The 15304-nt window shown below is 74.8% G+C and carries 12 protein-coding genes; 2 read left to right on the forward strand and 10 right to left on the reverse strand.

Translation table 11 applies throughout. The features are described 5' to 3' along the window. Window positions 1–20: 20 nt before the first annotated feature. The 3 genes from IEZ05_RS19965 to IEZ05_RS19975 all read right to left on the reverse strand — a co-directional run bounded on the left by IEZ05_RS19965 (window position 21) and on the right by IEZ05_RS19975 (window position 2616). On the reverse strand, window positions 21–536 hold the full coding sequence (locus tag IEZ05_RS19965; RefSeq protein WP_189231531.1) for a hypothetical protein: 516 nt from the start codon (window positions 534–536) through the stop codon (window positions 21–23). Then, window positions 533–1111 carry an RNA polymerase sigma factor gene (locus tag IEZ05_RS19970; protein WP_225638991.1) on the reverse strand — a complete coding sequence of 193 codons (579 nt, stop codon included), beginning with the start codon at window positions 1109–1111 and terminating at the stop codon, window positions 533–535. The genes IEZ05_RS19965 and IEZ05_RS19970 overlap by 4 nt, the downstream gene beginning before the upstream one ends. Window positions 1112–1182: 71 nt before the next feature. Further along, on the reverse strand, window positions 1183–2616 hold the full coding sequence (locus IEZ05_RS19975; protein ID WP_189231533.1) for a S8/S53 family peptidase: 1434 nt from the start codon (window positions 2614–2616) through the stop codon (window positions 1183–1185). Between the two features lie 187 nt (window positions 2617–2803). Here IEZ05_RS19975 and IEZ05_RS19980 point away from each other — a divergent pair, with 187 nt between their 5' ends. Beyond that, window positions 2804–5677, forward strand: a complete 2874-nt coding sequence (locus IEZ05_RS19980) for a CHAT domain-containing protein (RefSeq protein WP_229869787.1) — start codon at window positions 2804–2806, stop codon at window positions 5675–5677. A 7-nt stretch (window positions 5678–5684) separates the two neighbouring features. On the opposite strand, the gene IEZ05_RS19985 is transcribed toward IEZ05_RS19980, so the two are convergent. Then, window positions 5685–7619 (reverse strand): LuxR family transcriptional regulator AbsR2, encoded by a 1935-nt coding sequence (locus tag IEZ05_RS19985; protein WP_189231535.1) that lies wholly within the window; start codon window positions 7617–7619, stop codon window positions 5685–5687. A 72-nt stretch (window positions 7620–7691) separates the two neighbouring features. Between IEZ05_RS19985 and absR1 the strand changes: the two genes are divergently transcribed. Beyond that, on the forward strand, window positions 7692–8771 hold the full coding sequence (absR1, locus tag IEZ05_RS19990) for a beta-glucuronidase AbsR1 (RefSeq protein WP_189231536.1): 1080 nt from the start codon (window positions 7692–7694) through the stop codon (window positions 8769–8771). Between the two features lie 159 nt (window positions 8772–8930). On the opposite strand, the gene IEZ05_RS19995 is transcribed toward absR1, so the two are convergent. From IEZ05_RS19995 to IEZ05_RS20020, 6 genes are all read right to left on the reverse strand, one after another. Next, complete coding sequence (locus tag IEZ05_RS19995; RefSeq protein ID WP_189231537.1) at window positions 8931–10307, reverse strand: NtaA/DmoA family FMN-dependent monooxygenase; 1377 nt, start codon at window positions 10305–10307, stop codon at window positions 8931–8933. A 17-nt stretch (window positions 10308–10324) separates the two neighbouring features. After that, window positions 10325–11530: an LLM class flavin-dependent oxidoreductase gene (locus IEZ05_RS20000; protein WP_189231538.1), complete on the reverse strand. Its 1206-nt coding sequence runs from the start codon at window positions 11528–11530 to the stop codon at window positions 10325–10327. Window positions 11531–11631: 101 nt separating this feature from the next. Continuing rightward, the gene (locus IEZ05_RS20005; protein ID WP_189231539.1) at window positions 11632–12378 is read right to left on the reverse strand and encodes a GNAT family N-acetyltransferase; all 747 of its coding nucleotides are present in this window, start codon (window positions 12376–12378) and stop codon (window positions 11632–11634) included. 55 nt (window positions 12379–12433) lie between these two features. Continuing rightward, window positions 12434–13459: an ABC transporter substrate-binding protein gene (locus IEZ05_RS20010; RefSeq protein ID WP_189231540.1), complete on the reverse strand. Its 1026-nt coding sequence runs from the start codon at window positions 13457–13459 to the stop codon at window positions 12434–12436. A 55-nt stretch (window positions 13460–13514) separates the two neighbouring features. Continuing rightward, entirely contained in the window at window positions 13515–14297 is a 783-nt protein-coding gene (locus tag IEZ05_RS20015) for an amino acid ABC transporter ATP-binding protein (protein ID WP_189231541.1), read from the reverse strand. Continuing rightward, on the reverse strand, window positions 14294–15274 hold the full coding sequence (locus tag IEZ05_RS20020; RefSeq protein ID WP_189231542.1) for an amino acid ABC transporter permease: 981 nt from the start codon (window positions 15272–15274) through the stop codon (window positions 14294–14296). The genes IEZ05_RS20015 and IEZ05_RS20020 overlap by 4 nt, the downstream gene beginning before the upstream one ends. Between the last annotated feature and the right edge of the window lie 30 nt (window positions 15275–15304).

Consider the following 15304-nt stretch of genomic DNA (forward strand, 5'->3'; position numbering starts at 1 on the left):
CACCCGGCCGTCCGCCCGGGTCAGGCGCGCAGCCACTGGGTGACGACCACCTCGCCGCCGGTCCGCAGTCGCAGGGCGAACGGGCCGGTGGGCGGGGCGTCGCCGGTGAAGCGGCCCATGTCGTCGGCCGTCAGCCGGGCATGGGCCAGCGGGCCGGTGAGCACCTCGATCCGGGCCGGGCCCGGCGGCAGTACCTGTCCGAACAGTCCGTCGGAGGTCACCTCCACGTCGACGATCACGTCGTCCGCGCGGAAGGTCAGCATCCGCGGCGGGTCCGGCTCCCCCCGCACCGGGAGGGCGTCGGTCAGCGAGTCGAAGGTCAGCTCGGCGACGCGTGCCTCCAGGTCGTGCAGCGCGTAGGCGTCGACGGCGATCCGCCGCAGCTCGGCCGGTACCGGGTCCAGGATCGCGGCGGCCTGCCGCAGCTCCTCCTCCAGCAGCCCGGTGGCCAACTCCCCGTCGGTGAACGTCCCGTCGGGCGCTCCGTCCTCGGCGTCGTCGTCGTGGCCGTCGTATCCGTCGCGCAGATCGCTCATGGTGTGGTCCCCCGTGCCTCGAGACGGGCCCGCAGCCGGCGCAGACAGCGCTGGCGCATCGGCCCGATGCTGCCCACCGCGATTCCCAGCGCGGCGGACACCTCCTGATAACTGGGCGGTGGCGAGGAGATCAGCACCCTCAGCAACTGGCGGCAGCGTTCCCCCAGTTCCTCGAACTCCTGCCACAGCCGCCGCACGCGCTCGGTCTGCGCGGCGGCCTCCTCGGAGTCGAGCACCGACTCCTCCGGCGTACGGTCCTCGCTCGGCCGGTCGAGCAGCTGCGGGTCGTCGGTCGGCGTCCAGCGCTTCGACGCCTTGAGCAGCTTCAGACACTCGTGGCGTGCCGTGCTCGCCAGCCATGAGCCGGTCTTCTCCGGTTCGCGGATCCGCCCCAGGTGCTGGGCGAACCTGAACCAGGCGGTCTGGTACACCTCGTGCGCGTCGGCGTCGGACAGGCCGTGGGCCCGTACGACCGACCACACCAGCGGCCCCAGCCCGTCCACCAGTGACTTCCAGGCCGCCGCGTCCCCGTCGGCGGCCGACCGGACGAGCGCCCCGACATCTGCACGGTCCACGGCCCCACCCCTCGTGTACGACTCGTCATCGTACGCCGCGCAGGGGGCGGGTCCGCCCGGCATGACGCCGCTCACGCCCGCGCGGCCGGCGGTTCGACGGAGGCCGGACGCCAGGTGGGCGGCAGCAGCGCCGGTACGTGCGCGCCACGGACCTCGGCGAACTCGCCGTTGGCCGCGAGCAGTTGCCTGCGGGCCGCGCGGGGGTCGGTCTCCTTGCACTCCGTCATGTGGGAGGCGACCAGGCCGGCGACCACCGGGGTCGCGAAGGAGGTACCGCTCCACTGTGCGTGCCCCGCGAACATCACTTGGTCCGGCTTGGCGGGCGCCTCGCCCGGCTCGCTGAGCACCCCGTTGTGCCGGGGGTACTGGCAGGTGCAGGCGTAGCCGAAGCCGTACCGGCAGGCGTCGTAGGTGGAGTGCTGGTAGACGTACGGCACCGGCGTCCCGAAGCCGGTGAGGGCGCTGGTGAGACGCTCGCCGGGGGCGTAGACCTTGACCCAGCCGCCGTGGTTGCTGAAGCAGGCGCCGAACTCGCCGTCGGCGCGCAGCGCGCCCACCGACAGGACGGCGTGCTCCCAGCCGGGCAGGTCGGCGTAGGCGGCGGGCCAGAAGGGGGTGGCGCTGGCGTTGTTGCCGGCGGCGGCGACCAGCAGGGTGCGCTGGTCCCGCAGTTCCTCCATGAATGCCTGGAGGCCGAGCAGGCCGTCGGTGCGGCCGTTGGAGGTGCCGGCGGAGAGGCTGAGGATGTCGGGCCAGCCGCCCCGGTCGACGGCCTCGAAGAGCTTCTCGCCGAACTCGGACTCCAGGATGGCACCGGCGTCGTTGAGGCTGCCGCGCACGGTCACGTCGGTGTTGGGGGCGACGGCGGCCACGAGCCCCGCGATGAACGTGCCGTGGCCGACGTACTGCTGGAGGACGCCGTCGTCGTCGCACTCCCGGATCTGGGCGTCGCCGTCGGTGTGGGCCAGCAGCGGGGAGGAGCGGTAGTCGTGCATGAGCCCGGTGTCGACGACGAGGACGCCGACGGCGGTGCCCGCGTCGTACGGCGTCGCGGCCGGCGCCGGGTTCGGCGGCTCGCCGGCCGGGGCGGGCACGGGTTCGTCGCCGGGGCAGGCGTTGACGGCGATGGAGACGACGTGGTTGCGGCTGATCAGGCGGCGGCCGGCGCGGCCCTCCACCGTTCTGAGGGAGCGCAGTGCGCCCGCCACGGTCGGGTCGCCGCTCGGGTCTCCCTGGCCGGGGTCGCCGACCTGGATGCGGGTGATGCCCGTGCGGTTGGTCTCGGGGCTCGCCCGGCGGACGTGGTCCGGGGTCAGACCGGCGAACGTGGTGAAGTGCTCGCGCACGGTGTCCTCGACCAGCCGGGCCTCCTCGCCGTCGCGGGCGAGGACGACGCCCTTCTCGTAGAAGAACTCGGCGGAGTCGTCCGGGCCCATCGCCAGCGGGACGCCGGGCATCGAGCGCTGGATCTGGTCGAACTGCTCGCGGAAACGCTGTGGTGCCATGCGGGTCCTCCACTGAGGCGGCTGTCGTGGCGACGGTCGCCGGCGCTCGTTCGCGGTGGTCGGCGGTCGTCAATCAGAGTCCGGGGGTGGCTGATTGATACAGACTCGAACCTGTGGGACGTGGTTGCGGACCACTACCATCCGTGGGGTGACAGCGGGAAACGACTCGGTTCTCCAACTGCTGCCGATGGTGTTCGCCGCCCCCAACGAGGCCGTGGAGCGGGCGGGAGAGGTGCTCGACGCCGATCCGTCGCCGCTGCACGCCTCGGTCGCCCATCAGGTGATCGGCATCTGGCAGCGGGACTTCGGCGACCTGCGGCGGGCGCTCGCCCATCTGCGGCGCGCCCGCGACCTCGCGGCCCGGGCGGACTCGGCCGAGCGGGAGGCGGACGTGCTGGCCACGCTCGGGGTGGCGCTGGTGCACGCCGGGCGCACCCGGGACGGTCTGGCGGCGTTCGAGCGGGGCGTGGCGCGCGGCACCGGGCACACCAGGGCGCGGGTGCTGTTCCGGCGGGCGTACGTGTGGTGGGTGCTGGGCCGGCACGGCGAGGCGCTGGAGGACGTGCGGCGGGCGATCCCGGTGCTGCGGCAGGCGGACGACGTGATCTGGACGGCGCGGGCGCTGACGCTGCGGGCGACCGTGCATCTGGCGCTGGGCGCGGTGGAGCGGGCGGAGGCGGACTTCGCGGCGGCGGAGGCGCTGTGGGACACGACCGGCCAGGAGCACGACAAGGCCGACGCGGTGGAGAGCCGGGGGCTCGCGGCGTTCCGGTCCGGTGACGTGCCGGCGGCGCTGCGGCTGCTGGACGAGGCGGAGGAGCGGTACGCCAAGCTGGGCACACCGACGTTCATGCTGACCATCCGGCGCTGCGAGGTGCTGCTGGCGGCGGGCCTCGCCCGGGAAGCGCTGGCCGAGGCGGACGCGGCGATCGCCGCGCTGGACGGCATCGGCGGGCAGTCCACGCGCAAGGCGGAGCTGCTGCTGGTCGCCGCGCGGGCGGCCCGGCTGGCGGACGACGCGCGGACCGCGATCGCGCGCGCGGCCGTCGCGGTACGGCTGTTCGCCGCGCAGCGGCGCACCTGGTACGAGACGCACGCCCGGCTGGTGCTGATCGAGGCGCGGGTCACGGCGGGGCGCGCCTCGGGCCGGCTGGTCGCGGACGCGGCGGAGGTGGCGGAGCGGCTGGCCGCGTTCGGGGCGCCGGCCGCGCCGGAGGCGTCGCTGCTGGCGGGCCGGATCGCGCTGGACCTGGGCTGGACGGCCGATGCGGAACGGCATCTGGCGGTCGCCGCGCGCTCCCGCCGCAGCGGGCCGCCGCTGGCGCGGATGACGGGCTGGGCGGCGCAGGCGCTGCGGGCCCGGGCGGCCGGGTCGACGCGGGGGGTGCTGGAGGCCTGCCGGCGGGGACTGGACGTGCTGGACGACCACCGGATGACGCTGGGCGCCTCGGAGCTGCGGGCCCGGGCCACCGCACAGGGCGCGGAGCTGGCGGCGATGGCGCAGCGGGCGAGCCTGGTCTCGGGCGGGCCGCGGCGGCTGTTGGTGTGGAGCGAGCGGTGGCGGGCGACGGTGCTGTCGGCGCCGCCGACCCGGCCGCCGGCCGACCCGGCGCTGCTGAGCGGCATGACGGCGTTCCGGGAGATCGCCGCCCGCGCGGAGGAGGCCCGGCTGGACGGCGGCCGGCCCGTCCCCGTGCTGGAGCGCGAACAGCGGCGCCTGGAACGGGAGATCCGGTCCCGCACCCTGCACATGCGGGGCGAGGCGTCCGGGGACGGGGACCGGTTCGACGTGGACCGGCTGCTGCGGCGGCTCGGTGACGGCGTGCGGCTGGTGGAGCTGGCCGTGCTCGACGGGCGGGTGCACGTGCTGCTGTGCGGGCAGGGCCGGGTCCGCCGCTTCGAGGCGGGGCTGCTGGCCGAGGCGGAGCGGGAGGCCGAGCACGTCCAGGCGGGGCTGCGGCGGCTGGCCCATCCCGGGGCGGAGGCGCGGCTGCCGGTGGTGGAGGCCGCGGGGGTGCGTCTCCAGGAGCTGCTGCTCGGTGCGGCGGCGGCGCATCTGGGCACCGGTCCGGTCGTGATCGTGCCGCCGGGACGGCTGCACCGGGTGCCGTGGGCGCTGCTTCCCGCGCTGCGGGAGCGGGTGCTGAGCGTGTCACCGTCGGCGAGCAGCTGGCTGCGGGCCCGTGAGACGACACCGCCGCCCGGCGGCCGCCGCATCCTGGTACGCGGCCCGGGCCTGGCGACCGAAGGTGCGGAGGTGACGGAACTCGCCGACCGCACCATGGGTTCGGCACCCGACGGCCAGGGGTCCTCGGCCGCGCCGTCGGGCGAGGAGCAGCAGGCACCGCCGGCCGCCGGGCCGGGTGACGCGCGTCGTGAGGGGCGGGGGGCGCGGAACGCGTCGGTGTCCGCACCTTCGAGCGAAGGGCGGCAGCCACCGGCCGCCGGGCCCGGCACCGAGCGCCAGGGTGGGCGAGGTGCGCGGGACTCGCTGAACGGGTCCTCGGCCGCGCCGTCGGGTGAAGGGGCGCCTGCGTCTTCGCTCGCCGGGCCGGGCGGCGCGGGCGGGCCCGCGGAGGGGTACGGGGCTCCGGTCCTGCTGGAGGGGGACGACGCGCGGGTGCCTCGGGTGCTGCGGGAGCTGGACGGGGCCGCGCTGGCGCACATCGCCGCGCACGGCACGTTCCGCGCGGACAGCCCGCTGTTCTCGTCGCTGCGGATGGCCGACGGCCCGCTCATCGTGCACGACCTGGAGCGGCTGGACCGCAGCCCCTACCGGATCATCCTGTCCTGCTGCGACACCGCCCGGTTCGCGTCCGTCGGCGCGGACGAGCTGCTCGGGCTGGTCACCGCGCTGCTGCCGCTGGGCACGGCCGGGGTGGTGGCGTGCAGCGCGCCGGTCAACGACGCCGCGGTGGTGCCGCTGATGCTCGCGCTGCACAAGGGGCTGGACGCCGGGCTGTCCCTGGCGGAGGCGCTGCGCGACGCGCGGGCCGCGCTGCCGGGCGACGCGGTGCACCAGGCCACGGGGTGGGCCTTCTCGGCGTTCGGAGCTGCCTGACACGGGATCAGGCGGGCCGGGCCGCGGGCAGGTCCACCAGCCAGGGCAGGGCGCCTCGGTCACCGGCGCCGAGCCGGGTGTAGGCGCTGTAGAGGTGGTTGCCGACGGTGCGGACGGAGAGGGTGAGTCTCTCGGCGATCTGACGGTTGCTCAGTCCCGCTGCGGCGAGCGTGACGATCTGCCGTTGCCGGGCGGTGAGTTCGCCGAGCACCAGTCCGGACAGGGCGGGGGTGCGGGCGCCTTCGCAGCGCCGGGCGAGGGCGACGGCGCGGGTGCGGGCGGTGCGGGCGGCCCGCGGGTCGCGGTGGGCGCGTACCGCCTGGGCGTGCGCCTCGGCCGCGAAGAGCAGGAAGCCTCGCCGCTCCAGTTCCTCGGCCACCCGGTCCAGTCCGGGCCCGTCGCCGCGGGCGAGGGCGTCGGCGTGGGCGGCGAAGACGCCGGTCAGCCGGCCGGCCGCGCGCTGGGGGGCGCCGAGCCGGACGGCGTCGTAGGGATCGCCGCCGGTGGCCGCCCGGACGGCCCCGTCGAGGTCGCCGCGCACGGCGGCCGTCCACGCGGCAGCGCCGCCGCCCGGCGCGGGACGGTCGGGGCGGTGGCCCCCGTCACCCCGTACGGCAGGCGCCTCGCCCGCCCGGGCTCCGGTGGGCCCGCCCCCGGGGTGTGCCTGCCCGCCGTCCGGTCCCGCCGTCGGCACCTCCCCCGACTGGGCTGCCGCCAGGGCGAGTTCGGCCAGGCAAGCCGGGTCGCCGGCGTCCTGCCGCAGGCCCTCGCGGGCCCACGCCGCCGCCTCCCGGAGCCGGCCGCGCAGCCGGGCGAACCGGGCGCGGACGGCCGCGTCCCCGGCCGGAACCCGCGCGCCCTCCGCCGCCAGCCACTCCCCCACGGGCGCCGGAAAGCCCCGTACGTCGGCCCGCTCGATCCGCCGGTTCAGGGCGTCCGTCTCCGCCGCCAGGGCGGGCGCGCACCGGTCCGGGGTGCGGGCCAGCCGCCGGGCCCGCAGCCGGCCGGCCGCGGCGCGCAGGACGGGTCCGTGCAGGGGGTCGGCGAGGCGTGCGGCGCCGTCGTCGTCGACGCGGACCAGGCCCTCGGCCTCCAGGCACTCCAGGGTCCGCAGGTCGAGGGTGTCCGGGTCGAGGGGCAGGGGCTCGGCGAAGGCGAGGCGGTCGAGCGTCTCGCGTTCCTCGGGGCGGGCGCGGTCGAGGAGGTGGGCGGCGCGTTCGCGCACGGCCGGGGTGAGGGGAACCGGGCCGCGCCAGGCCCGTTCGGCCGTGCCCGGGACCGGGGTGAGCAGCCCCCGTTCCCGTACGGCGGTGAGCAGTTCGCGCAGCAGCCGCAGGTCCCCGCGGCACAGGCGGTGCAGCCGGTCCACGGTGAGCGGCTCCAGTGGGGTACCCGCGCCCGCCGTGAGCAGGTCCGCGGTGTCCTCGCGGGGCAGCGGCCCCAGGGTGAGCCGGGGCAGCAGTTCGCCGGTCCACAGCCGGGAGACCGCGCCCGGCACCGGAGCGCCCTCGGTGGCAACGGCCAGGAGCCGGGTGCGGCCGTGCACGGCGAGCTGGTGCACGAGGGCGGCGGAGGCGTCGTCGAGCAGGTGCGCGTCGTCGACCAGCAGCAGGCGCACGCCGGACAGGAGGTGCACGGCGCGGTGCAGGGTGACGGCCTCGGGCAGCAGGTGGGCGAAGGCCGCGAAGGGGATGCCGCGGGTCTCCGGCGTTCCGGCCGCGCGGGCGCAGTCCGTGCCGCGGACGGCCTCCGTCACGAGCCGGGTCTTGCCGCGGCCCGCCGGTCCCGTCACCACGATGCCGCCCCGTCCGGCGGCCAGGGACCGGCGCACCAGGTCCAGTTCGTCGGCGCGGCCGGTGAACGGCCAGGGCAGCTCCAGCATCTTGGCGTCCCGCGCGGACGTCGTCTCGGTCGTCACGGAAACAGGAGTCCGCCTACTCATTCCTGATACAGGGCGACTTGAGTAGCCCTCGACTCAGGTGCCCGGGGCGGTCCGGGCGGCAGGCTGGGGGCCATGACCGCACGCTACTGCTCGCTCGCGCAGCAGCCCGCCCCCGCGTATCCGCCGGGGCTGGCCGCCGAGCGGCACGCGGCGCTCGCCGGCGGGCAGCGGATGTGGGTCAACGGCACGGTGCTGCACTACTGCTTCCTCGGCGGCGACACCGACACCTCGGTCGTCCCCCTGCGGGGCACGGGCCGGCCGCGACGTGAGGCGTGGGCCGGTACGGAGGAGCAGCGGGCCGTGGTGCGCGACTGCTTCCGCGAGTGGCAGGACCTCGGACTCGGACTCGTCCTCACCGAGGTCGGCGACCGCTCGGAGGCCGAACTGCGCATCGGCTTCCGGCCCGGCGACGGCTCCTGGTCGGCGGTGGGCCGCGACGCCCTGCGGGCCGGCCTGAACGACCGCACCATGAACTTCGGCTGGGACCTGACCGCGCCCGGGGAACGCGCAACGGCCCTGCACCAGATCGGGCACGCGCTCGGCATGCTGCACGAGCACCAGAGCCCGTACGCGGGCATCCTCTGGGACGACGAGGCCGTCTACGCCGAGCTGGCGGGACCGCCGAACCACTGGAGCCGGGAGCGGACGTTCCACAACATCCTGCGCAAGCTGGACACGGACGAGGTCAACGGTCCGGTCTGGGACCCGCAGTCGATCATGGAGTATCCCTTCCCGTCGGGGCTGATACTGGAGCCGGAGCACTACCGTGCAGGCCTGCACCCGCCCGGCACCCTCTCCGCCGCCGACAAGGAGTTCGCGCTGCGCTGGTACCCGCCCGCCGGCCGGCCGGGGCCGCTGGTGCCGTTCCGTTCGGTGCCGCTCGGCCTTGGACCGGGCGAGCAGGCCGACTTCCGCCTAGCTCCGCCGGAGACCCGGGAGTACACCGTGGGCACGTTCGGCGACAGCGACGCCGTCGTCGTGGTCTTCGAGGAGCGCGGCGGGAAGCCCCGCTTCCTCGCCGGCCACGACGACGGGGGAACGCCCCGCAACGCCACGATCAGGGCCCGTCTCGTCAAGGGCCGCCGCTATGTCGTCCGGGTGCGCCTGTACTCCTCGTGGGGTGCGGGCGAGACGGCGGTCATGTGCTGGTGACCGCACGCACCCGTCCACGACCGGCCACAGTCCGGCGCCGGGGGACGGCCGGGGACGTCGCCTTCGGGGGAGGGTGACGTCCCCGGCCCCATGCCGTGTCCGCCGTACGAGGGGGCGGCGGACACGGCACTGCCGTACCGCGCGCCGAGGCGGGCTGCTTCACGACGCCGCACGTTCCCCGGTGCGTGCCGTGTCGGGGTGGGCGAGGCCGAGGTGGTCGCGCAGGGTGGTGCCCTCGTAGTCGGCGCGGAAGACGCCCCGTTCCTGGAGCAGCGGGACGACCGTGTCCGCGAACTCGTCCAGGCCCGTCGGGGTGATGTGCGGGACGAGGATGAAGCCGTCGGCGGCGTCGGCCTGGACGAAGTCGTTGATGGTGCGGGCCACGGTGGCCGGGGAGCCGACGAAGGTCTGGCGGTTGCCGGTGTGGATGACGAGGTCGCGGATGGACCAGTCGTTGGCCGCCGCCAGTTCGCGCCATTCGCGGGCGGTGGCCAGCGGGTCGCGGTACATCCGCACCTGGGCCCGGCCGCGCGCGATGTGTTCCCCGGTCACGTCCGGGTCGATGTCGGGCAGCGGGCCCTCCGGGTCGTAGGCGGACAGGTCCCGGTTCCAGACGAACTCCAGGTGTTTGAGGGCGGTGGCCCCGCTGACCTGCTGCCGGCGGACCTCACGCGCCCGCTCCTCGGCCTCCTCGTCGGTGTCGCCGAGCACGAAGGTCGCGGCGGGCAGGATCAGCAGGTCGTCGGGGCGGCGGCCGTACTTGGCGAGGCGGCTCTTGACGTCCCGGTGGAACGCCCGGCCCTCCTCGAGGGTGGCGTACCGGCTGAAGATGGCGTCCGCGTCGGCGGCGGCGAACTCGCGGCCTTCCTCGGAGTCCCCGGCCTGGAAGATCACCGGACGGCCCTGCGGGGAACGCGGGACGTCGAAGCGGCCGTGGATGTCGAAGTGCTGTCCCCGGTGGACGAACGCACCGGCCTTGGCGTCGCTCAGGAAGGTGCCGGTGGCCGGGTCGGCGACGATCTCGTCGCCGCGCCAGGAGTCGAGGAGTTCGTTCGCCGTGGCCAGGAACTCGCGGGCGCGCGAGTAGCGCTCCTCCTGCGGCAGGAAGCCGCCGCGGCGGAAGTTCTCGCCGGTGAACGCGTCCCAGGAGGTGACGACGTTCCAGGCGGAGCGTCCGTCGGAGAGGTGGTCCAGGCTCGCGAACTGCCGGGCCACCTCGTAGGGCTCGTTGAAGGTGGAGTTGATGGTGCCGGTCAGGCCGAGCCGGTCGGTGACGGCGGCGAGCGCGGCGAGGATCGTGAAGGTGTCCGGGCGGCCGACGACGTCCAGGTCGTAGATCTGCCCGCCCTGTTCGCGCAGGCGCAGGCCCTCGGCGAGGAACAGGAAGTCGAACTTGGCCCGTTCGGCGGTCCGCGCGAAGTGCGCGAAGGAGCTGAACTCGATGTGGCTGCCGGCCCGGGGGTCGCTCCACACGGTGGTGTTGTTGACGCCGGGGAAGTGCGCGGCCAGGTGGATCTGCTTCAGCGGCTTGGTCATGGTGGTGTCCTCCCGGCTCAGGCGGTGGCGGCGTAGCGGTTGGCGGGGCGGGCGAGGCCGAGCAGTCCGCGCAGGGTGTCCGCCTCGTAGGCATCGCGGAAGAGTCCGCGGCGCCGCAGCTCGGGGACCAGGCCGCGGGTGATCGCCGGCAGGTCGTGACCGAGGACGGCGGGGCGCAGGCGGAATCCGGTCAGTCCGGTCGACGCGAACTCCTCCAGCAGGTCGGCGAGTTGTGCGGGAGTTCCGGTGAAGACGCGGGCGTCGCTCGTGTACGGCGTCCCGGCGAGCTCGTCCAGGCGGTCCTTGCGGGCGGTGGCCTTCGCCGGGTCGTCGTCCAGGAAGACCACCAGGTCGGCGAAGACGTGCAGCGGCTCGGCGGCCCGGCCGGCCGTCTCCTGTTCGGCGCGGATCTCGGCGACGATGTCCCGCGCCTGGGCGCCATCGTGCGGGGTGACGTAGCCGATGTCGGCCTGCCGGGCGACGAGCCGGTACGGCACGGTCCAGTGGGCGAGGGCGGTGACCAAGGGCTGGCCCTGCGGGGGCCGGGGGGTGACGGAGGGGCCCTTGACGCTGAAGCGCGGGCCCCGGAAGTCGATGTAGTGCAGCTTGTCCCGGTCGATGAACCGGCCGGTGGCCACGTCCCGGATCTCCGCGTCGTCCTCCCAGCTGTCCCACAGCCGGCGGACCACCTCGACGTGGTCGGCGGCCTCGTCGAACAGCTCGGTCACCAGCTCGCGCGCGGCCGGGCTCTCGTAGCCGTCGATGCGCGGGGCGGTGCGGCGGCCGAAGTGGGCGGCCTCGTCGGGGCGGGCGGAGATCTTCACGCGCAGGCCGGCGCGGCCCGTGCTGACGTAGTCCAGCGTGGCGATCGCCTTGGAGATGTGGAACGGCTCGGTGTGGGTGGCGATCACGGTCGGCACCAGCCCGATGTGCCGGGTCAGGGGCGCCACGCGGGACGCGATCAGGACGGCGTCGAGCCGGCCGCGGACCTGGTCGGTGCGCTCGTCCGGGCCGAGGAGGCGGGAGGACTGCGGGCCGAGGCCGTCCTCGATGGTCACGAAGTCGAGCAGGCCGTGCTCGGCCTCGGCGACGAGGCCGGCCCAGTAGGCGGCGGTGAACAGTTCCGTGGGGCGGGCCACCGGCTCGCGCCAGGAGGCGGGGTGCCAGCCGGTGCCGTCCAGCGCGACGGCGAGGTGCAAGGGAGAGGGAGGAGTGGTGGACACGGGTGTGCCTTCCTGGTCGTCCGGAGGGAGCGCGGGCCCCGCTGGGGCGGAGCGGGGCACGCGACGGGTCGGGGATGAGGGAACGCGCTGCGCGCCGTCGGTCACCACGCCTCCGGCGCGGCGGCCGGGCCGGGCGTGCGCACGTCGCGGAAGTCGGTGTGGCGGCGCAGGGTGAAGCCGAGGGACTCGTACAGCCCGATGGCCCGGGTGTTGCTCGCGGCGGCGTGCAGGAACGGGGTGTCGCCGCGTTCGCGGATGCCCGCGGCGACGGCGCGGACCAGGCGGGTGGCGAGGCCCCGGCCGCGGTGGTCCGGGTCGGTGCACACGGCGCTGATCTCGGTCCAGCCGGGCAGTCTGAGGCGTTCGCCGGCCAGGGCGACCAGCCGGCCCCGGTGCCGGATGCCGAGGTAGGTGCCGAGGAGCACGGTGCGGGGCTGGAACGGGCCGGGCCGGGTGCGGGCGACGAGGTCCAGGATCTCGGGGACGTCGGCGGGCCCGAGCCGTACGGCCTCGGGGTCGGGTTCGGCGTGCAGGGCGGTGTCGACGAGCTGGACGCCGGGCACGCCGCCGGAGGTCCGCCAGCCTTCGGGGACGGTGGGCGCGCCGGGTACCGCGACCGCCGTGTCCGGGCCGACCAGGCGGTGCAGGTCGGCCCAGGCGGCCGGGTCGGCGGGGTCCTCGATGGCGGCGAAGACGGCCACGTCCGAGGGGTAGCGGGCGGCTTTGCCGAGGCGTTCGGCGAAGGCGGCGTGCGGGCCGGTCAGGGCGGCCCAGACGGCGTTGTCGAGGGGGTGCGGGGCGGGGGCGGCCGGGGCCGCGTCGACGCGGAGGACGGTCGGCTGGGTCACGGGTTCGGGGTCCTTTCCGACGGACGGGACAGGGCGCACGCGTGCTGACGTACCGTCAGGAGTTGTCGAGGGGCAGTCCGGGCGGGTTGACCTCGGAGGACTCGACGGCCTCGCTGGAGAGGTTCCAGGCGGCCAGCCACTTCGCGTACTGGCCGTTCTCGATCAGGTGGTCGATGGCGTCCGCGATCGGCTCGGCGAGCCCGCTGTCCTTCTTGGTGGTGGCCGCGATCAGCCCCTGGAGGGAGGCGCCCGCGCCCGAGTAAGTGCCCGCGCTGCGTGTGGCGTTGGGGGACTTGGCCGTCTGGGTGATGTGGTAGGCGACACCGGGGTTGGCGGCGAAGTAGGCGTCGATCTTCCCGCCGGTCAGCGCCAGGTAGGTGCTGCTCTTGCTGGCGTAGTGCTTGACGGTGAGCTGCTTGCCCTCCTGCTTCAGCTTCGCCTGCCACTCCAGGAGGATCTTCTCCTGGTTGGTGCCGTTGTCGACGGCCACGGTTTTGCCCGCGAGGTTGCGGTAGTCGCCGTCGAAGTTCCAGGTGCTCTTCTTCGGCACCTCGAAGCCGACGTCGTCCTTGCGGTAGGAGGCGAAGTCGTACTTGCGCTTGCGTTCCTCGGTGTCGGTGATGTTGGCGAAGGCGACGTCGGTGCGTCCGCTGTCGATGCCGACGAACATGTTCTCCCAGGTGGAGTTCTTCAGTTCGGGCTCCAGTCCGAGCACGGCGGCGACCAGCCGGGCCAGGTCGGGTTCGGCGCCGGTGAGGGACTTCTGGTCGTCGCCGACGTACGCCAGCGGCGGGAAGCCGTCGGGCAGGGCGCCGACGCCGATGACGAGTTTGCCGCTGCTGCGGACCGACTCGGGGAGGCGGGCGCTGATCGACTTCACTTCCGGCACCTTGAGCGTGGTCTCCTTCGCGGCGCCGTTGGACAGCCGGCCCACCGTCACCGTGCCCGCGGCGTCGGTCGTGGTGGCGGCGTCGCTGTCGCCGCCGCAGGCGGCGAGCCCGGTGGCGAGGGCGGTCGCGGCGGTCGCCGCCGTGATGCCGCGGAGCAGACCGCGTCGGGAGAGGGAGAGTGGGGTACGCATGGCTGTCCTTGTCGCTGGGAGGAATGAGGAGACGGGGGTGCGGGAGCGGTGGGGGTCAGAGGACCTTGGCGAGGAAGTCCCGGGTGCGTTCGTGCCGCGGGTGGTCCAGCACCTCGGTGGGCGGGCCCTGTTCGACGATCCGGCCGTCGTCCATGAAGACGATGCGGTCGGCGACCTCGCGGGCGAAGCCGATCTCGTGGGTGACGATGACGAGGGTGGTGCCGCTGGTCGCCAGGTCCTTGATGACGGCGAGGACCTCACCGACGAGTTCGGGGTCGAGGGCCGAGGTCGGTTCGTCGAAGAGGATGATGCCGGGCCGCAGGGCCAGGGCGCGGGCGATGGCGACGCGCTGCTGCTGACCGCCCGAGAGCTGGCGGGGGTAGGCGCCGGTCCGGTCGCCGAGGCCGACGCGGGTGAGCAGGTCGCGGGCCAGCTGCCGGGCCTCGTCGCGGGGGAGCCTTCCGGTGGCGACGGGCGCGGCGGCGACGTTGTCGAGCACGGTCAGGTGCGGGAAGAGGTTGAAGTTCTGGAAGACGAAGCCGATCCGGCCGCGCTGACGCAGGATGGCCCGCTCGCCGAGCTCCTTCAGCCGGGCGCCGTGGCGCCGTACGCCGATCGGCTCGCCGCCGACGCTGACGTGGCCGGCGTCGGGCTTCTCCAGGTGGTTGACGACCCTCAGCAGCGTCGACTTGCCGGATCCGGACGGGCCGAGGACGACGGTGACCTCTCCGGGCCGTACCGTCAGGTCGATGCCGTCGAGCACGTGGTGGGTCCCGTACCACTTGTGGACTCCGTGCACCTCGAGGGCGGCCGGGGTGATGTCGGTGGCGGTGGTCATACGGCGGCCTCCCGGCGCAGCCGGGCCCGGACCTCGGTGAGGCCGGCGCGCGCCTTCTGCAGGGGCGTCGGCGGCAGGGTGCGGGTCGCGCCCCGGGCGAAGTACCGCTCGACGTAGAACTGGACGACGGACACGGCGCTGGTGAGGACCAGGTACCAGACGGTGGCGACCAGCAGCAGCGGCACGATGTCGCCGGGGTAGGTGCTGCCCATGGTCTGCACCGAGCCGAACAGGTCGAGCAGGGACACGTAGAACACCAGGGACGTGCCCTTGATGAGGCCGATGAGCTGGTTGACGTAGTTCGGGGTGATGGACCGCAGGGCCTGCGGCAGGACGATCCGGCGGAACTGGTAGCCCTTCGGCAGGCCGAGGGCCGCGGCCGCCTCGTGCTGGCCCTGGTCGACGGAGAGGATGCCGCCGCGGACCACCTCGGAGGCGTAGGCCGCCTCGTTGAGGCTGAGGCCGACGACGGCGACGGCCAGGTCGGTGGCGAGGCGGGACTCGTCGAAGGTCACGAAGGCCGGCCCGAAGGGCACACCGAGGCTCAACGTCTGGTACAGGGCGGAGAAGTTGTAGAGGAAGATCAGGACGACGATCAGCGGGACGGACCGGAACAGCCACGTGTAGGTCCAGCTCACGGCGCGCAGGACCGGGCTGCCGGAGAGCCGGGCGAGGGCGAGCAGGACGCCGCCCAGCAGTCCGAGCACGGCGCTGAGCGCGGCCACTTCGAGGGTGACGAGGAGGCCGTCGAGGACGGTAGGCCGCAGGAACCAGTAGCGGAAGCGGTCCCACTGGTAGAAGGGGTTGGTGGCCAGGCCGTGGACGATCTGGGCGACGACGACCAGGACGGCGGCGGTCGCGATCCAGCGGCCGGGCCGGCGCAGCGGCAGCACCCGCTGGGCGGCGGGTGGCCGGGGGCTGTCGGTGGCGGGCGGTGCCTCGACGAGGGACACGGCGGCGCCCGGGGGTTCGCTCATGGGAGGACTCCGGTGGATTCGGACACCCCG

The sequence above is a fragment of the Streptomyces flaveolus genome, from assembly GCF_014648815.1.
Lineage (GTDB): Bacteria > Actinomycetota > Actinomycetes > Streptomycetales > Streptomycetaceae > Streptomyces > Streptomyces flaveolus.